Source organism: Bacteroides congonensis, assembly GCF_900130125.1.
Taxonomy (GTDB): domain Bacteria; phylum Bacteroidota; class Bacteroidia; order Bacteroidales; family Bacteroidaceae; genus Bacteroides; species Bacteroides congonensis.
The window spans coordinates 234,311-254,160 of sequence record NZ_FQXY01000007.1; the positions used below are offsets into that span (position 1 = coordinate 234,311).

11 protein-coding genes are annotated in these 19,850 nt (G+C 46.6%); 7 read left to right on the forward strand and 4 right to left on the reverse strand.

All coding sequences use genetic code 11. The annotated features are described in order from the left end of the window. Positions 1 to 10: 10 nt before the first annotated feature. Entirely contained in the window at positions 11 to 1,894 is a 1,884-nt protein-coding gene (locus tag BQ7997_RS02355; protein WP_159436739.1) for an alpha-L-fucosidase, read from the reverse strand. Positions 1,895 to 2,150: 256 nt separating this feature from the next. Between BQ7997_RS02355 and BQ7997_RS02360 the strand changes: the two genes are divergently transcribed. From BQ7997_RS02360 to BQ7997_RS02390, 7 genes are read left to right on the forward strand one after another with little or no spacing between them, the layout of a single operon-like run. After that, entirely contained in the window at positions 2,151 to 5,351 is a 3,201-nt protein-coding gene (locus tag BQ7997_RS02360) for a SusC/RagA family TonB-linked outer membrane protein (RefSeq protein WP_073343140.1), read from the forward strand. Between the two features lie 25 nt (positions 5,352 to 5,376). Next, positions 5,377 to 7,032: a RagB/SusD family nutrient uptake outer membrane protein gene (locus BQ7997_RS02365; protein WP_073343143.1), complete on the forward strand. Its 1,656-nt coding sequence runs from the start codon at positions 5,377 to 5,379 to the stop codon at positions 7,030 to 7,032. A gap of 29 nt (positions 7,033 to 7,061) precedes the next feature. Beyond that, the gene (locus BQ7997_RS02370; RefSeq protein WP_073343146.1) at positions 7,062 to 8,021 is read left to right on the forward strand and encodes a DUF5017 domain-containing protein; all 960 of its coding nucleotides are present in this window, start codon (positions 7,062 to 7,064) and stop codon (positions 8,019 to 8,021) included. Between the two features lie 44 nt (positions 8,022 to 8,065). Then, complete coding sequence (locus BQ7997_RS02375; RefSeq protein ID WP_073343150.1) at positions 8,066 to 9,562, forward strand: fimbrillin family protein; 1,497 nt, start codon at positions 8,066 to 8,068, stop codon at positions 9,560 to 9,562. 29 nt (positions 9,563 to 9,591) lie between these two features. Beyond that, the gene (locus BQ7997_RS02380; protein WP_073343153.1) at positions 9,592 to 10,293 is read left to right on the forward strand and encodes a DUF4627 domain-containing protein; all 702 of its coding nucleotides are present in this window, start codon (positions 9,592 to 9,594) and stop codon (positions 10,291 to 10,293) included. A gap of 26 nt (positions 10,294 to 10,319) precedes the next feature. After that, positions 10,320 to 11,120: a fimbrillin family protein gene (locus BQ7997_RS02385; protein WP_073343156.1), complete on the forward strand. Its 801-nt coding sequence runs from the start codon at positions 10,320 to 10,322 to the stop codon at positions 11,118 to 11,120. Further along, positions 11,117 to 12,796: a DUF4955 domain-containing protein gene (locus BQ7997_RS02390; protein ID WP_235817245.1), complete on the forward strand. Its 1,680-nt coding sequence runs from the start codon at positions 11,117 to 11,119 to the stop codon at positions 12,794 to 12,796. The genes BQ7997_RS02385 and BQ7997_RS02390 overlap by 4 nt, the downstream gene beginning before the upstream one ends. Positions 12,797 to 12,804: 8 nt before the next feature. Here the strand turns inward: BQ7997_RS02390 and BQ7997_RS02395 are convergent, their stop codons facing one another. From BQ7997_RS02395 to BQ7997_RS02405, 3 genes are all read right to left on the reverse strand, one after another. Beyond that, positions 12,805 to 16,836: a hybrid sensor histidine kinase/response regulator transcription factor gene (locus BQ7997_RS02395; protein ID WP_073343160.1), complete on the reverse strand. Its 4,032-nt coding sequence runs from the start codon at positions 16,834 to 16,836 to the stop codon at positions 12,805 to 12,807. Between the two features lie 677 nt (positions 16,837 to 17,513). After that, positions 17,514 to 17,879 (reverse strand): DUF5043 domain-containing protein, encoded by a 366-nt coding sequence (locus tag BQ7997_RS02400; RefSeq protein ID WP_235817246.1) that lies wholly within the window; start codon positions 17,877 to 17,879, stop codon positions 17,514 to 17,516. Positions 17,880 to 17,984: 105 nt separating this feature from the next. Beyond that, positions 17,985 to 19,847 (reverse strand): alpha-L-fucosidase, encoded by a 1,863-nt coding sequence (locus BQ7997_RS02405; protein ID WP_235817247.1) that lies wholly within the window; start codon positions 19,845 to 19,847, stop codon positions 17,985 to 17,987. Positions 19,848 to 19,850 lie beyond the last annotated feature (3 nt).

Below are 19,850 nucleotides of genomic sequence, written 5' to 3' on the forward strand. Positions count from 1 at the left end.
ATTTAAAATTTCATTCAATAAACAGCCAGTTCAATCCGAACAATTCCTTCTTCGGAGTATCGGCAGGACGAACTTTCACAGTATATATCCCGGCTTCCGGGAATTTAACCTTGCCCAAATGGCGGGTGTAGAACTCTCCGAATCCCTTAGGCCCTGCCAGGGTCACAGCCTTGATGGAATCCACTCCTTCCACTTCCACCTGATAAGGCTGCCCGGCAGACGCCGAATCACAGGAATAACAGATTGCCAGTTCCCTCTCCCCTGCTTCAGGGATATACACTTTCCAGGAAGCAACATCATCTGCCGACTTCCATCCGCGGATACTGGTAGGAGATATATACCCCACTCCGGTGACATCCACTCCTTTCGCACGTTCCAGTCCGCCCGCAAGGGATGCTTTCGCCTGTTCCATCGCAATACCACCGAAGTTGATTTCGCCACAGAAACCGTTCTCTGCCTGTAATTCGCCTTCCACTTCCAGTTCGATGACCGAGTCATAAGATACCGGCTCGCTTATCGGCCCTTGTACATGCAAAAGTAAGCCTTTCTGCACAAATTCCACATTTTTATTATTCAAAGAAGGGATGCGTGCTGCCAATACCTTATTCTTCAATCCGTTGACACGGATAATGCCGTCCGAAGGCCATTCAAACACATGCAAGTACACTTTCGTCTTACCATCCCCGGTACGCTGCGTGATAAGCCCCCAGTCCTGTGAGTCTTCAGCAAAAGGAGAAGGATAAGTACCGTGGAAACCAACCTTATTCTGATGTATCATCTTGCCTATTTCAGAGATACGGGTCTTGATTTCGGGCGGGATGGAACCATCGGCACGAGGGCCGATATTCAGCATCACATTGCCGCCTTTATAGATACCTTTCACGATTTCGCGGACAAAGTATGTGGTAGAACGCCAATTCTGGTCATCACGGTTGTACCCCCAAGTATGATTGAAAGTCGCCGCCGTCTCCCATGTATGTCCGAGCGGTTGAGCCGGAAACTCATTGTCACCCATCGTCTGGAAATCAACGCCGTTATCTCCTACTTCATGAATCCCCAAGCGGGTATTTACCAATACGGTAGGGTCAAGTTCGCGCACCATGGCAAGCATGTCGCGCATCTGTTTTTCCGTCATTTGCCCTTCGGCAACAGGGTCTTCGCGCCAACAGTCAAACCAGAACAGTTTCACACCATAGTCCTTTATCAGTTCGGCTACCTGCGGCATTGCCTTTTCACGCCAGTATTTATCATACTCTTCTTCTGTCGGCAATTGGCGAAAAGGAGCCTGTACCTCCCCGCGCCCTGCCGCAACACGGTCAAAACCGGGCTTTTGCTCGTCCGCATAGTCCCAGTCGTTATTACGTCCGTTCGGATGTCCCCAGTCCAACCAGTGGGAATAATAAGCACAAAGAACAATACCATGTTTCTCGCATTTCTCTTTCAAGCATTTCAATACGTCGAAATTGGTTCCCGACAGCTTCCCATAGGTATAGTCACTGACTTTCGAGTTCCAGAAAGCAACCCCGTCATGATGCTTCGTCACAAAAGTGAGATATTTGAATCCCCCCTCTTTCGTGGCAATCACCCAGTCCTCTATCTCCTTCTCGGAAATCGGCATGCGTTTGGCCATTTGATCCCAGTCGGACTTCTGTACCTTATTATGGCAGCGTATCCATTCGGCATATTCCGAGTTACGTACTTTCTCACCATAAAAACGACCGGACGCCGGAGTACACAACGACCAGTGAATCATTATGCCGAGACGTGCTTCCTCAAACCACTTGACTCTTTCTTTCTGCGTCCGCGGAAGAGGCTCTGTTTCTTTTTCGGGATTCCGCTTGCCGCAACTGAAGAATAACAAACCTGCGACAAGCACCAACCAACTTTTACTCATAATCATTTTTTTGATATTAGATTTTTTTTGATATTAGTGTCTTGGTACAAAGATAGGAGATACAAAAAACCTCCAGGGGCACATAGCGTACAATGCAGGTTAACTCCCCGTACAAATCGCCGTCTCAGATAGTACAGCCGCGATTTGTACGCATTGTGTCCGTCGTTTGTACTGACAATGCCGGTAGTAAATTGCCATAGTTCCGACATTTGCCGTATCGTTTAAAAACAGAAATGTCTAATCTTAATTTAAGAACATGAAAAAGAATCGAATCTTATTTTCGAAAAGAAGCCAGTCCTTTCTTTGGATACTGCTTTTCTCTATTTCCACTGTCTTCGCACAGGTTGCCGTAACCGGAGTGGTGACAGACGAACTCAAAGAACCGATGCCCGGCGTAAGCGTCATTGTCAAAGGGACAAAAACGGGAACTGTCACCGATACCAACGGACGCTACCGTATATCAATGCCGAAAGGTTCATCCGTGCTCACCTTTTCTTTTTTAGGATACGCCGTTAAAGAAGTAACGGTAGGCAACAAGAAACAAATCAACGTCGAAATGAAAGAAGATGCCAAGATGCTGGACGAAGTGGTAGCCATCGGTTACGGTTCGGTGAAGAAAAGCGACCTGACCGGTTCCGTCAGCAAAGCCGACATGGGAGACTTAACAAAGGCGGCGGTTGCTTCCATCGACCAGGCTCTCGCGGGACGCATCGCAGGCGTACAGGTAGTTGCCACCGATGGACGACCGGGAGCCACCTCCAATATCGTCATCCGGGGTAGTAACACTATCTCCGACAGTTCCGACGGTTCCCCTCTTTATGTAATCGACGGTTTCCCGACGGAAGACCCTAACCTGGCAGCTTACAACCCGAACGATATCGAGTCTATCGACGTGTTGAAAGACGCATCGGCCACCGCTATCTATGGAGCGCGCGGAGCCAACGGTGTCATCATCATTCAGACGAAAAGAGGAAAGGAAGCTCCCCCTACCGTAACTTACGACGGTTACTTCTCCTGGCAGACGGAACCGCAGTTCCTCAAAATGATGGGAGCTTACGACTTCGTGAAGTTGCAGACAGAGCTGAACCAGTACAGCGAACAATACCTGGACAGAACTTACCTGAGTTATGATGAGAAGTTGGGTCGTCACCAGACACTGGAAGATTACCGTAACAGAAAAGCATACAACTGGCAGGACATCGTACTGGACGGCGCACCGTTCACCAGCCATCATGTGTCCCTCAACGGTGGTACGCAACGCACCAAATACAGCGCAAGTGCCTCTTATTTCCACCAGAAAGGTACATTGACCGGCTCTGAATACAACAGCTTCCGTACACGTCTGACCCTTGACCAGCAGATTACATCCAATGTTACCGTAGGATTTACCGTGAACTATGCCAACAACAAGACACATGGTGCCAACCCGTCCGAAAGTCACGGGGGATGGACATCGAGCCACTACCTTTTCTACTCCGTATTAGGATACCGCCCGCTGGCTTACAAGCTGGACGAAGATATATTGAACCAGCCTTTTGACCCGAATATCAACAGTGCTACCGACTACCGCTACAATCCGGTGAAAACCGTCCAGAATGAAGATTCCGGCAATTTAAGCCGCCAACTGAACATGAACGCATACCTGACCTGGAAAATCACCAAAAAACTGGAGTTCAAGGTGACAGGCGCACTGAGTTCGAATATTGTCAGAAGTACCACATTCAATAATTCACAGACTTATTGGGGTGACGCACGTTACCAACCCGACAAGCAGAACGGTAGCTTCAACTACAGGGAATACAACAACTGGTCAAACGACTACACGTTGACTTACCGCACGAAAGTGAAGAACCATAATATCTTGGGGATGTTGGGAGCGTCAATCTCCAGCAACCAGTATCAATACCTCGGCGGTCAGGCATCACTGGTTCCATGGGAAGAACTCGGACTCTGGGGCATAGACCAGGGAACTCCCAAGAAAATTTATGCCGAGAAGACCGAGCAACACATGATGTCTTTCTTTGCACGTGCCAATTATGACTGGAAATCACGCTACCTGCTCACAGGAACAGTCCGTGCCGATGGTTCTTCACGACTGATATACAACAAATGGGGCTACTTCCCGTCAGCATCCGGAGCCTGGAGAATCTCCGAAGAAAAATTCATGAGACCCGCCCGTAAGTGGATGTCCAACCTGAAACTGAGAGTAGGCTGGGGTATCACGGGAAACAACCGTACGCAGGAGAATTATCCGTCACACCTGCTGTATGCCGGCAATGAGAATTATGCGTTCAATAATACTATGTCGCCCGCCATCTACATACGCCAGATGGCAAATAAAGACTTGAAGTGGGAATCCACTTATCAGACGAATATCGGAGTAGACCTCGGATTCTTCGGAAACCGTATCAATGCAGTCATCGACTATTATAACAAGCATACCAAAGACCTGTTGCTGTATGCCGACACTCCCCCATCCATCGGATTCGAACAAGTGCAGCAGAATATCGGTAGCGTTCGCAACTCCGGTTTTGAGTTTGCCATCAACACAGTCAACCTGAAAGGCGGAAACAATAAGCTGAAATGGACAAGTTCATTCAACATCTCGTTCAACAAGAACGAAATCACCGCATTGTCCGACGGACAGACAAGCCGCGTAGTGGGCATCCGTTACCCGGAAATTCCGGATATGTATATCGCCAAGGTAGGCCATCCGCTTTCCGAAATGTACGGATATGTATTTGACGGAGTATATCAGTACGAAGACTTCAACGAAGTATCACCGAACACATTTGTACTGAAAGAAGGTATCCCCGACAACGGACGCAAGAGAAGCGAAATCCGTCCGGGCGACCCGAAACTGAAAGATATCAACGGCGACGGTAAGATTACGACGGACGACCGCACCATCATCGGTCACGGACTTCCGATACATATCGGCGGTTTCACCAACCGGTTCGAATACAAAGGATTTGATTTAAGCATTTTCCTGCAATGGTCTTACGGTAACGACCTGATTAACTACAACCGCAAACTGCTGGAAGAGCTCAAGAGCGCGCACACCAACCAACTGGCTACTGCGGTGAACCACTGGACACCCCGCACGGTCAACGCGGACGGTTCCATCACTCCGGGAAATTACACCAATTACCTGTGGGCTCCCACCAGAGGTTTCTACGAACCGGGATTCAATACCGACCGTGAAGTGGAAGACGCTTCCGTTCTCCGCCTGAAAACGATACAGTTGGGATACAACTTCCCCGCCAAATGGCTGAGCAAGTGTAAAATCAAATCACTGCGGCTCTATGTCACCGGACAGGATTTGATTACATGGACTAACTATTCCGGCTACGACCCCGAAGTGTCTACCCGCAACTCGTCCATGACGAGAGGATTCGACTACTCGGCATATCCGCGCTCGGCAACTTATACATTCGGTGTGAAAATGAGTTTGTAATAACCTGATTAAACGAAAGAAGAAAATGAAGAAACTATTGATATATATCAGCCTGGCAACTTGCCTGTCAGCTTGTGACTTCCTCGAAACGGACACTTACGATGAACTGTCGGAAAACAATGTCTACAACACCCTCGAAAGTTGCGAAGCAGGACTGGCGGGAATCTACGACCCGATGAGCAGTTCAAAGCTCTACGGCGGACACCTTATTACGACCTGTGATGCCGGCTCGGACATCATGGTGTACAACAAGCAGTATAGTATCGGTATGACAAAGCTCTACCTCAACAACTATACTTCCGTTGACAAAGAGCTGAAAGAAGCATGGACGGAACTGTACAAAGGCATCAACCGTGCCAATACTTACATCGAAGCCATCACCGACAAACCGGCGGACGTATGCAAGGATGAGCGTACCAAACAACGCCTGCTGGCAGAAGCCAAAGGTATGCGTGCCCTTTACTACATGAATCTGGTCAGTTTTTGGGGAGAAGTCCCCTTGCGCCTGACGGCTACCCGCGACCTGAAATCGCAGAAACTGAAGCGCAGCCCGCAAATAGACATCTACAATCAAATCATTTCAGACCTTGAGGAAGCCGAAAAAGGCTGCCTCACCGCAGATGAACTGGCACAAGCCGGACATATATCGGTAACCACGGCACAAGCACTGATGGCAAGAGCCTATATGTGGATGTCCGGTTATCCGGTCTATGCCGACAAATGGAACGAAGCATTGACTTACGCCCGCAAGGTAAGAGACAGCGAACTGCACGAACTGGTACAAGACCGTGGTGACTTGAACGGCTATGAAGCGCTTTTTATCGACCTGTGTTCCGACAAATATAACTGGAAGGAAAATATGTTTGAAGCGGAAATGTACGGCAACGACCTGAACATCACCCGCGAATCCGGTTCTATCGGCCTTTCAATCGGAATCACCCAGGGTTCGGCCCTCGACCCCGACAACGGTTTCTGCTACGGCTTCTATAACGGTACCCGTATCCTGTTCCGTATGTATGAAGAGGGCGACAAACGCAAATGGTGGAACTTCTCCAACTATGGTTTCCAAACGGAAAAGATAAGCGAGAACGTGGAAAAGGTAACACGCAAGTACAAGACGGAATCCGAACTGAAATCCATGCGTGACGGAGATGCAGCCAAATACCGCAGGGAATATGAAGTAGTACGACCGCTGACACAATACAGCACGTCCATTAATATCCCCATCATGCGTTATGCAGACGTATTGCTGATGATTGCCGAAGCTGCCAACGAGGTGAACCAGGCTCCTACCCAGGAAGCGGTGGATGCCATCAATGAGGTAAGAAAGAGAGCGAAAGCCAGTGAAGTCAAACTTGGTGACTACGATTACGAAAGTTTCCGCGAACTGGTTCGCGACGAACGTGCCCGTGAATTGTGTTATGAAGGCAACCGCAAAATGGACTTGCGCCGTTGGGGCAAGGATTATTTCGAAAAACGTATCAAGATGCTGGCAGACCAGAACATCATCGTAGGCGGAGAATATGACGGTGACAAAATAGGTTATGATTTGGTATCTAGTGGCGGAACGAACATCAAGGCACAACCGGCTATCGAGCTGCAACCCAAGCATATCTATTTCCCTATTCCGGAAACAGAACTGAACACCAATCCTATATGCGGACAGAACGAGGGATGGTAATTTTATAAACGATAAAAGAACAACGCTTTATGAAGTACAAAAATACACTATTATATGGAATGCTCCTGCTACTGGCAGGTACATTCGAAGCCTGCGACAATAACGGCATTGACGACCTGGATTTCAGCATAAGTCTGGACAATCCGCAAGAAACTTTTAAAGTAGGCGAACCTGTCACTTTCAATCTGTACGGAGACCCTGATTATCTGCTCTTCTATTCCGGAGAATATGGTAAGAAATATGCTAACCGCAACAGGACAATGGCTGATGTGGAAGCCCTGAGTTTAACATACAACTTAGAATTAAAATATGCCGCCAAAAGATTCAGAAACGGAACACGCGTATTGATTTCGGAAGACTTCAACGGGATTTATGACGAAGAAAACATCAATAAAGCTACTTGGAGTGATATGAACGGACAATTGCAAGTGCCTGTCATAGAGTCGGATAATGAGGGCTACCAACACGGAACCATCAGCAACGTGCAGGTCGATTTGTCGGACTACAAATATAAAAACTTCTATCTGGCCACCGAATATAATCTGCCTGCCCTGAATGAGGAAGAAAAAGGAAAGTATGTTCATCCCGATGTCTACTTCTATCCGAAGCTGAATCAGACCATAGACGGAAAAATGACACAGAAGACATCTCCGAAAGCTGATTTTGGATTTAACTTCGTAAGAATCAAATCGAACGACACTTCAAGTGACAACCCGACCGTTACCGCAGTAGACGACTCGAAAGTTTCCATCAATGGACGTAACGGGAAAAACGGTACACACGTATGGGCAATCAGTTTGCCCATAGATGCAGCAAAGGTCAGTGCGGACGAAGGACTTTCTATCAAGAACTATTCCGCAGCCTTGCCCAAATACTCGCACATTTACAACGAACCGGGCGAATATACGGTCACTTTCGTTGCACGCAACGCCAATGCATGGAATTGCACGGAACAGGTAAAAGAGATAAAAGTAACTGTGGTGGAATAATGTCCGACATACACAGCCTAATAAATAACAATCATTAAAATCACATGGAAAACAAATTACTTTATACGGCTTTATTAATGGCCGCCGCATCGCTAACCTTCTGCGGATGTGACAATAACAACGAAGGAGAAGATGAAATACAGACCACCGACACGCCTTTGGTCTTGACCGGGAAAAACTACAGTTTCGACCCGAAAGCCGCAGGTGCAGAGTGGAAAAACGGAAAGAATATCGGTATCTTCCTGACGACGGAAAATGGAGAGGAGATAATAAACTCTTACGAGAATGTTTTGTATAAGTCCATCGAAGTGCCTGCGGGCTATTTTGCCCCGCCTGTGGTAGACGACCCTGTCTATTTCCCGCAAGACGGCAGCAAGACGAATCTCATCGCCTACTTCCCCTACTCGGAGAGTCTGACGGAGAACCGCATTGCAATGGATGTATCCAACCAGAACAGTGCATCGCCCTTTAATTTTCTTTATTCCAACAATTGCAAAGGAGTAGGTAAAGACAATAATAAGGTAGTTATGGAACTCCGTCCGGTGTTGTCACAAGTCGTGCTCGACCTTGTTCCCGGTGACGGAGTGACGAAGGAATATCTGGAAGAAGCAACCGTCCTACTGAAAGGGATGAATAGTAAAGCACAGTTCAATCTGCTGAGCGCTCAGTTCGAGAACTTAGAAGCAAAGAAGGATATCAAAATGAGAGCCAGTGAAACAGCCAACAGCGACACGGCACAAGTGATTCCGACAGCTTCGATAGAAGGCGCCCAACTTTATGTTTCACTCCCCAAAATGAACCGGGAATATACTTGGGAATTATCGGAAAAGTTATCTGAGCTTAAACAAGGTTATCGTTATATATGTACTGCCACAATTTCTTTGGACAAGATTTCCGTTGAAACAACGGAAGAACCGATTGCAGACTGGACTGACGGTAATCAGGCTACCGGCAATTTGCAGGAGAACTGGATACAGAGGACAATTGACGATTTACCGACAGGAGCAATAAAAGTAGAGACAGTAAATGATAAGCCCTGGCAATATGAGATTGGCAACTGGATTTTTGTAGCGAAGAGTGTTAGCCAAATCGGAGAAGCGGCAGTTATCAATGAATCGTCTTTGGGACACAACGTGATACATTGCAAGATAAACGACAATAATACTTGGTATAAGACCTACATCGCTCACAGAATGCCGACTCCGAAACGGGAAGTATATACTCTCAAATTCAAAATGAAAGGTACTGCCAACAAGTCGGTAAGATGTATCATCTTAAGAGAAGATAAAAAGATTATAGCTATCAATGCCCCCGATAATAAATATCAGGGAGCCTATATGCTCAACCTTACAGAAGAATACAAGGAATATCAGATAGACTTCGATTTCTCCAAACAGGTTTTAAGTATCTATAATACCGTCACAGACTATACAGAAACAACAGATGAAGTCCTGGAGAATCTGTTCCTTCAGTTCTCACCTGCAAACAATGATACTGAATTCTACCTGTACGATGTAGTACTTGAACTCAAAAAGAACTAATTAATAACAACTCTAAAAAAACAAGAAGTATGAAAACAATGAACTTTAAACTGGGATTGGCATCTTTATTGGCTGCCGCCCTTCTGACTTCAGTGAACGCAAAAGCATCTGACAACAACGCCGACAAGCAAAAAGACAAAGTGGAAATTAAAGCCATCGCCAGCTTGCCTGTGGGAAAAATAGACCCTGTACACGATGACAAGACCAATCCCGAAGAAACAGACTTATGGCTCTATCGCGTGATGAACGAACTGGAAACAGGAGACGTAAAGGTGGAACTCGACAAAGCTCTGAATCGTAACGTAATCCGTTGCGACTTCTACCAGCAGAAGAGCTGGTACGGCACTTACCTGTGCTACCGTACCAAGAATCAGGAAATGCAACGCAAAGTATATCGCCTCACTTTCAAGGCAAAAGGCACTTCGGGCAATAACATGAAAGTTATCATCGTCGGCAATAACGGCAAGGAATGTGTCATCACAGCGCGCAAGAGCGAATCCGAAACGCCTGCCGGATACAAACAGATTAATCTGAAGAAAGACTATACCGAATATGCACTCGACTTCGACTTCTCCCAAAAAGTAAAAGCCCCCTACCCGTATCCTGACGGCAACGGTGAACTGGGAGAAACATCGGACGAGACGCTGACTAATTTCTTCATCATGTTCTCTCCGAACAGTGAATTCACCAAGTTTGTTCTGGACGACGTGAAACTCGAACTGAAAAAGTAACACAACTTCCATAACAATTGAAAATCATGAAAACACAATACATACGATTGGGAATAGCGTCTTTATTGACGCTCATTCTCGGTTCGTGCAGCCAGGATGCAATAGACGGTACATTCCCCCAGGAAACGGGTAAAGAGATTGTTTTCAGTACCAGCATCATGCAGACGCGCACGCAGACCACCGACCGGAAGACGGTGTTTGTAGACGAAGACCACATCGGGGTCTTCGTCCTCAACCGGTCTACTTCCGCAACTCTTCACAGCAACCTGAATTATCTGTATAAAGAAAACGCATGGAGCTCTGAAACTCCCGTCACTTTCCCTCTCGACGGAAGCGACGTCAATTTCTATGCTTACTACCCATACGCAGAAGGAAGCACGGCAACCGTTTTCGACTTTATCGTCAGTACAGACCAGACAGCCAACGGATTGAACCCGAGCGACCTGTTGCTGGCTGAGAACGTGACATCGGAAGCGAACGATGAGGCGGTTACCCTTTCATTCACCCATGCCCTGGCGTTGCTTGAAGTAAAAGTCACCCTACCCGCAGGAGTAAAGGCAGACAAAGTGATACTGAAAGCCCACACGACCGCTTCGGTAGACCTCAAAGCACAGACCGCAACTGTGAAGGCAGATGTGCCCGTATCCGAAATAACTTTGATGAGGCTCAGTGACGACACCTTCCGCGGTGTAGTCCCCGCACAGGAATTAAGCGAAAGATGCATCAAAATCATCAGTGACAACGGCGCGTCATATCGGTACACAGCCGACAGTCCGACGACATTGCAAGCGAACAGCATTAATACGATAACCGCCATTTGCCAATGAAACGACTAGGAAACATGCCGGGAAAGAGTATTCTTTACCTGTTTTGTCTACTGGTGATAGCGGCCTGTCATTCCGACGAAAAGCCGGAAGAGGCAGGCCCTTTGCCTGTTGTACCCACCCCTGAACCGGAGCCCGAACCGGAAACGTCCGATTGCAAGGCATGGACAGACTTCGTGGCAGGTAACGAAGCGAACATACTCCTTGATTTCTCCTATGCCGGTTACAAACACGGAGAAACGGCACCACCCGATGTATGGACATTGGGATATACTGTTTATGATGTCACCGACTACGGAGCCATCCCCGACGACGGCAAATCCGACCGGAATGCCATACTGAAGATTCTTGATAAAATAGGTATCAACGGTAACCGCAAAGCCAACGCCCTTATTTATTTTCCCGAAGGTGAATTCATCCTTTATGATGAAAGCGACCGGGGCGGCACGGACAACGACGTGAGAATGCAGATACGTGCCGGAAATATCATCCTGAAAGGGGCAGGACGAGACAAGACCATCCTCACCATGGCAGTCCCCTACCCGCCGCTGCCCAATGTGGAATGGGCAGGCTCCATGTTCGACTTCAAGAACTGGAACGGATTCTCGAACCTGTTGGCAAAAGTAACGGGAAGTTCGCCGAAAGGCAGTTTCTCCGTTGAGGTGGCTTCTACGGGAAGCATCCGTCCGGGCGACCGCGTCTGCCTGAAACTGGAAGACAACTCTCCCGAACTGATTGCCGAAGAACTGCATCCTTATCGGTGGATGACTTCCATGACGCAGTTGCAGACGCAAGGCGTGCAAGTGTACGATTTCCACGAAGTGAAATCCGTCAGCGGCAACCGCATCACCTTCACCGAGCCCATCATGCATGAAGTGAATCCCCGCTGGAACTGGACTGTCTGCCACTACGACTGCTACGAGAACGTGGGAGTGGAAGACCTGTCTTTCAAAGGGCAGGCAGGAGAGGATTTTGTTCATAGCCAATGGTATGAGAACTCCGCCTACAAGCCACTCGCCTTCCAGCAAATTGTCAATGGCTGGGTACGCCGGGTGGATTTCTACAGTGTCAGCGAAGCGGCCACCTTCACCTTGTGCGCCAATATCTCCGCCTACGACATCCACATCGGCGGAAACCGAGGGCATTGTTCCGTACATACTTCCGGCTCGTCACGGGTGCTGATAGCGGACGTAAGGGACGAAGCTAAATCCAAAACGATGACAAATGCAGGACAATGGCATGCAGTAGGTGTCAGCAAGCAATCGTTGGGAACAGTCATCAAGGACTGTATCTGGGGAAATGACACTAATTTCGAATCGCACGCTACACAACCCAGAGCAACTTTGCTGGATGGTTGCACAGGCGGCTTTCTCCAGTCCCATCAAGGTGGGGATACGAATCAACTGCCCAATCATCTGGACGATTTGGTACTTTGGAATTTCTGCGCAACCCGTACCCTTTCCAACGAAGCCGACAAGTGGATATGGTGGAGCGACGAACGCGGCTGGAAATTTCTTCCACCGGTTATTGTCGGTTTTCATGGAGAAAATGTTAATTTTGAAACTTCACACGTGAAACTGATAGAGAGCTATGGCAAGAAGGTTCGCCCGCTTTCCCTCTATGAGGCCCAGTTACAACGTCGGCTGGGATATTTGCCGGATATTGATTATCTTAAATAAAGTATCTTTTATTCTTCCTGATTATCTTCCTTATTCCCCGTCCGGTAATACAACGGGCTGATGCCATACATATCCTTGAAACAACGGCTGAAATAACGTTGGGAACTGAATCCAGTACGGTCTGCAACTTCGGTAACAGACAAGTACTGTTCATGTTTCAGCAACCAGGCGGCTTTCTTCAAACGTATGGTCAATATGAACTCGTTCGGCGTCTGCCCTGTGATAGCCTTTATCTTGGTGAAGAAATTGGTACGTGAGATATACAGTTCCTTTATCAAATCGGACAAAGAATACTCCGAGTTATCCAGATTCTTCTCGATAATGGCAACCGTACGATCCAGCAAGTCCTTATCCATCGGATTCGTAGCCAACATCTGTACCTGTGTCTGCGGCTGTTTGCCGAACTTCTCCTGCAATACCCTGCGGCTGTTCACCAGATTATTACATCTTGAAATCAGCAGGTTCACATTGAAAGGCTTTGTGATATAATCATCTGCGCCAATCCGCAACCCTTCGATAGTATGCTCGATGGCGGTACGTGCCGTCAGCAATACAACAGGGATATGGCATGTCTCAAAATTCGCTTTTATCTGCTTGCAAAGTTCTATACCCGTCATCTTGGGCATCATAATATCACTTATAATGATGTCCGGCATTACTTCCTGAGCCTTTTGCAACCCCTCTTCCCCATCGGAAGCGGTCACCACTTCATAGTAAGGTTCAAACAATCCTGCCAGCATCTCCCGCAAAGAAGTATTGTCTTCCACAATCAGCATTTTAGCCCCTTTGATTCTGTTTTGCACATCTTCGTCCATCACTTGCTGTTCCAGTTGCAACTGCGGTTCGGCAGGCATACTCAGAGGTTCTTCTTTCACAGGTTCGGTGTCAATCTGTTCTTCCAGGAAATGCTCTTTGCCCAGTTTCAGATAAATGGTAAAGGTGGTGCCCTTATCCAAATGGCTGCTGACCTCAATGCGTCCTTTATGCAGTTCGATAATACCCTTGCTCAAAGCCAGACCGATGCCCGTTCCCTGAATATTGCCCGAGTCAGCTCCCACTTGATAGAAACGCTCGAAGATTTTTTCTATCTCTTCCGGACTGATGCCCGTACCGCTGTCGCGGACTTCAATCACCGCTTCTTCTCCTTTCTTATATACATTCAAGGAGATGGTTCCCCCTTTCGGCGTATATTTGAATGCATTGGACAGCAGATTATTTATCACCTTCTGCAACTGTCGCGAGTCATACCACACTTCCAGATGCTCCTCTCCCTTATCAAAATGGAAATGTATGTTACAAGTAGCGGCATACTCCACATAAAGGAGATAATTCTCATACAGGAAATCAATCAGTTCATGCCTGCTCACCTTTATCTTCATATGTCCCTGTTCCTGCTTACGGAAATCAAGCAGTTCGCTAATCAACTCCCGTAGCTGCAAACCGTTCTTGTAGATGTTCAGCAACTTATTGTAAGCCGCAGGCGAAAAAGACTGCCCCTGAAGCAGCATTTCTATCTGCCCGATGATGATGGTCAGCGGAGTACGGAACTCATGGGAGATATTGGTAAAGAAACGGAGTTTCGACTGGTTCAGTTCCTCTACATCACGGATATGCTGCTGCTCGTATTTCAAGGATTCCTGCAACCGGATACGGTCACGATACGCCTTGATGAGATAAAACAGGATAACGGCTATGACAATGACATATAGCAGATAAGCCCACCCCGTCTTATAGAACGGTGGCAGGACGGTTACCGCCAGACGGCATTCCGACTGGTACACATGGTTTTCTCCCACAGTTTTGACAATCAGCGTATAATCTCCCGCGGGAAGATTGGTGTAGGTAATCATCTTCTGTCCGTGCGTTTGCGCCCATTCATTAGAGAAACCTTCCAGTTTGTAGACAAGTTCGTTCTTATTCGCCGCAATGTAATTGGTCATGGCAAATTCAATGCTCAGTACGGAATGGTTACTTTTCAAGGTAATGGAAGAAGCGTCATAGAGTGAAGATTGCAGGATGCCGGTTTCATCATTGATACCGACTTCATCACCATTCACCCACAACCGCACGGGGATAATACTGTAAGGTTTGAGAGGTATGTCCAAGTCTTTCTCATAGAAAGAAATCATGCCTTTCACACCACCCAGAAATATTTCCCCATCCTTACACTGGTAAAGCGACTTCTCGTTGAGTGTAGTAAACGGAAAACCACTCTCGGCACTATGGTTGTTGAATACCTTGGTATAGTAATCGAAGATAGTGAATCCCTGGTTCGTAGTCAGCAACAGCTTTCCATTCTGGGATTCGACGATGGAATAGACGCAATCGCTGCCAAGCTTGTTGTTCCGTGCATTGAAGTTTTCAAATTTCCCTGTTTCCCGGTAGAAGACGTCGATACCGGAGCCGCTTGTGGAGAACCACATATTATGATGCCTGTCCTCAATGATAGTGTTCACCCTGCTGTAACTTATCGAATTTTCCCCTTCGGGCGAATAACGGTAATTTATCAGTTCTTTGGTGTCAAAATGATAGGCATATACGCCACTGCCTTCTACCGCAACCCAAAGAATCCCTTGCGAATCAAGATACAGGCTGTTACTGAACAGATCGAATAACAAGGAAAACTTCTCTGTCCGCGGATTGAAAAGGAATACACCGCCATAAGAAGCCAACAGAATATCCTGACCATAAGGAATAATATCCAGAACCACGTTGGACGAATTTTCACTACGACTGTCAGGCATACGGTATCGGGTAATCCGGTCGGTCTTGATATCCAATTTATTAAAGCCTTCCTGATGCGTACCTATCCAGAGCACATCTTCCTGCGAGTCATAATATAATGATTTTATATTGTTGGACGAAAGAGAATTCTCCCCTTCTTTATGTTTATACCACTTGAATTGTTTTGTCTTCCGGTTGTAATAGTTCAGTCCGCCGCCTTCGGAAGCTATCCATATATTCCCCCGCTTGTCCTCTGCCATGCAGCCGATGACGGGATAGGTCAGTCCTTCGCTTTCATTCTTTCCGGGACGATAGTAGGTGTAGATTTCATATTCGGGGTTGAAGTAGTTCGCTCCGCCAAAGTAGGTTCCCACCCACATGGTTCCCTGATGGTCTTTGATGATACAATAGACAGAGGAGTTGCTCAGGCTGCCCGGCACATCGGAAGGGGTATAACAGGTAAACTTCCGTGTTTTCTTATCAAACTTGTCCAGTCCGTTGAAGGTGGCAATCCACATATTTCCCTGATTATCCTCACAACAGTCCCTTACCGAATTGGACGAAAGTTCTTCCTTTCCCGTTTTCCTGCCGTCCGTATAGTGAGCTATTCCACTATCCGACAGATGGAAAAGCCCGTCTTCCCAAGTACATATCCACATATCACCGGACGTATCCTGATATAGGTTATACACATGGATCTGAGACAACACACACTCCGGCACACTGTGTCCTTTCTTGAGACAATACAATCCTTTACGTGTCCCCATCCACAGGTTTCCGTCGTCATCTTTCAACAGAGACACAATCAGTTGATGGACATCCAACGAACAATAAGGTTTCAGTTCACGTGACTTCGGGTCATAATAATTCACCTGCCAGTTTCCACCCGTAAACAGCGTATCAGCTCCATAGGTGATATTATACACTCCGCCTTTCTGAATGGTATGAAATTTTTCCGAATACATGTCAAACTCACATAATCCTTCTGATGTCTGTACATACAACATTCCTTTATCATTTCCGCAAATATTCCGGATCTGATTACCCACAAGTGAATGTTCGTCTTCCTTGTCATACTTGTAGTATTGTATCCGGTTGCCGTCATACACATTCAGCCCGTCGCGCGTTCCGATCCATATCCGTCCGAGCTCATCTTTATGCAAGGCATAAACGGAGAATTGGGACAGTCCGTTTTCTGTGGATAGATAGTTGAAGGATATGTCTTGGGCTGAGAGTGTGGTGGTTCCTGACACGGCAATCAACCAAAGGCATAACCGCAGGAGTGTATTTAAAGAGTATAAATGTGTGTATCTCATAAATATTCTGTATTGTTAGAAGCGGAACAAAGATACTAAAAAAACAAGTATAATTATACTTAATTATAAAATCTCTTATTCACATTCATCACGGTTTCCTTAAGTTCTCATTCATAGACAGTTCCGGTGAAGAAGAGATAAGAAATACAGTATTCACTAAGGTTCACGCCTTCACGCCCTTCCTTGAATTTGCATTCTTCCGACTCATATCAGCAATCAAGTGGCACGTAGTACATAAAGGAATGACGGCTGATGATGATATGGTTGGGATAAGCAACAGCTTTTTCACTATCAGCCGACTGGAGTTGTCCACTTAGCCAACTATAGCCGTCTGATTAGCCGACTTGAGTTGACTATGTAGCCGACTTAAGTCGGCTGACTTACAGATTCAATGATTGATTAAACAAGAATTAGACTTTGCGTCCATCTCTTCTGATAACAGACAAGATACACACTATATACAATAATTTTAGCACAGTAAGCTTGCATACAACTTCAATAATTACACTCTCCTTAATCGTCATTATTAACGAAAGCTACATTTTTTAGCAAAAACTTCCCCGACAGTTATTTTATCCCAAATGGTGATTAAGTTCGTGATAAATAACAGAAAGGAACACAAATAATGAGACATAAGCTCTATTCAGTTTCTTGCATCCAACCTACAAGTATATAATTCAATTTTTTCCTTCTGCTGTGGGAGTAAACCAAATATTCTTTTTTAATTCTGTTTCAATCTTACGATATACGGATAAAGGTATTGTAGCGCAAGGCCAAAAAGAGGAGAATTGAAACTCGACTTCTGAAACTTGCCCTAAATTAGAATCGATATAAAGTAATATTGTAAATTTAGAACCTTTCAGCCTTTCTTTCTCGAGACTCGAAAATACATCATTAACGATTTCAATACGCTTGGGTGCTGTCCAGTCCTCATCCTCTACCTTTCCCTTATAACTATAATATATTAGGAGTAGATCCCATTTTTTCATCCACATTGCACTGATAAGTATAACCGTCTTCATTGAATGTTCTTGTTGACCCATAATAACCTTTACGAGAATTTTGCAAAAGGATTCTTCTGGCTTCCTCTTCGTCAGCTTGAGTAGTAGTCTCAGGTTTATGCGTCAAAACCAAATCTTATGCCAGACTTATCTTACCAACAACTCTTCCATCGAAACCTGTGCCGGACTGCCATTCAGCACTTTGGCATCCAAGCGAATGAAACGGGCGGACACCTTATTGCCAAACAGTACTGTCTGTGGTATCGGATTATTCATAATATTACTGAACTCGCCATTAGTCGGTACTTCTGTCCATGTCTTCCCATCGTTACTTATCTGGAATTTATAGCGGAAAGCAGTGGTCGGCTTTGCTTCGGCTCCTGCGGGAGCGTATGTAAATCCTGCAATAACAGTCTGCTCTCCCAAGTCAATCGTGACAGGAGATGATGACAACAGACGCCAGGCATCTTTGGACATACTTTCTTGTGCCACCTGCGGTGATTCGTCTTGCAATGGAGCGGCATAATAGGCTGCTATCCGGGATACGTTGGCTATCAGGCGACATTCGTCGATAGTCACCCGGATTTTATTGGCTTTCACGGTGGGGATACGCAGCAATCGTTTATAGCCAATTGTGGTTCCCTGTCCTACGATTTGCCATCCTTCGGGCGTCAGCGCCTCTACTGTGAACTTCTCAACCCGCTGTCCTTTAGCGATGTCTTCCTGCAACATTATTACGTTGACAGAAGTTTCCTGTTCCAACTGATAAATCCGGCTGTCTTGTGGGGCAGCACACCATAGGTTCATTCCGTCTTTTATCTTGTCCGAAGCAAATACCTGCTTTCTGTAATCGGCAAATTCTTTCAGCCGGGTGGCATCCGCTTCGCTGATAAGTCCCCGTTTATCCGGCGGGATATTGAGCAGGAGAACGGAGTTGTATCCTACCGACTGGTAATAGATTTCCATCAGATGCTGCAAAGTCTTCACTTGAGCGTCCTGTTCTTTATGGTAGAACCATCCCGGACGGATAGATACATCCACTTCCGACGGATACCAGAACAGTTCGCGAGCCTTTGCCAGCATCTTGCGGCTGCCCAAATCGGCAGTTGTGCTCGATACATTGAGAAGCTTGTTATTTTCGGTAGAACGGCTATAAATGCTCGGAGTACGTACCGTAGCCCCCCATTCGGTTTCACGGCCGATGCCTTTCTCATTTCCTACCCAACGTACATCATCGCCCATGATGGCCGCTACAGCTTTGGGTTGCAGGCGGCGGATAGTCTTATAATAAGCATCCCAGTCATAGACTTGTTTTTTACCGTTGGGGCCTTCGCCGTTGGCTCCGTCAAACCATACTTCGTGGATTTCCCCGTAATTGGTCAGCAGTTCCGTAAGCTGGCGAACAAAGAAATCGTTGTATTTCGGAGAATCCCCATAACAAGCGGCATTCCTGTCCCACGGAGAGAGATAAATTCCGAACTTCATGCCATACTTGTCACACGCCTGGCGAAGTTCTTTCACAACGTCTCCTTTTCCCTGTTTCCAGGGAGAAGAAGCAACAGAGTGAGGAGTTGTTTTCGTGGGCCACAGGCAAAAACCGTCATGATGTTTGGCGGTGAGGAGTACCATCTTAAAGCCGGCATCTTTCAAGGTACGTACCCATTGTTCGGCATCCAGTTCGGAAGGATTGAAAAGGGCGGGGTCTTCCTTGCCGTCTCCCCATTCATTGCCAGTGAAAGTGTTGATACCGAAGTGCAGGAAAGCAGTCAGTTCCAGTCGTTGCCAATTCAACTGCTCCGGAGTGGGAACCAAACGGGCTGCCATATCCACTTTCTGCTCCAAAGTGGCATTTTCGGGAAAACGGAGATGCTTTACAAAGTAATCCTCTTTCGTTTGATGCGACTGCAAATACGAAAGTTTTTCTTTCTCTTTTCTACTAGTTGCAGACATTTCTACCGACAACACACAAAGTATCGCCACTAACCAGCTATTTAATAAAAGTTTTCTCATCTT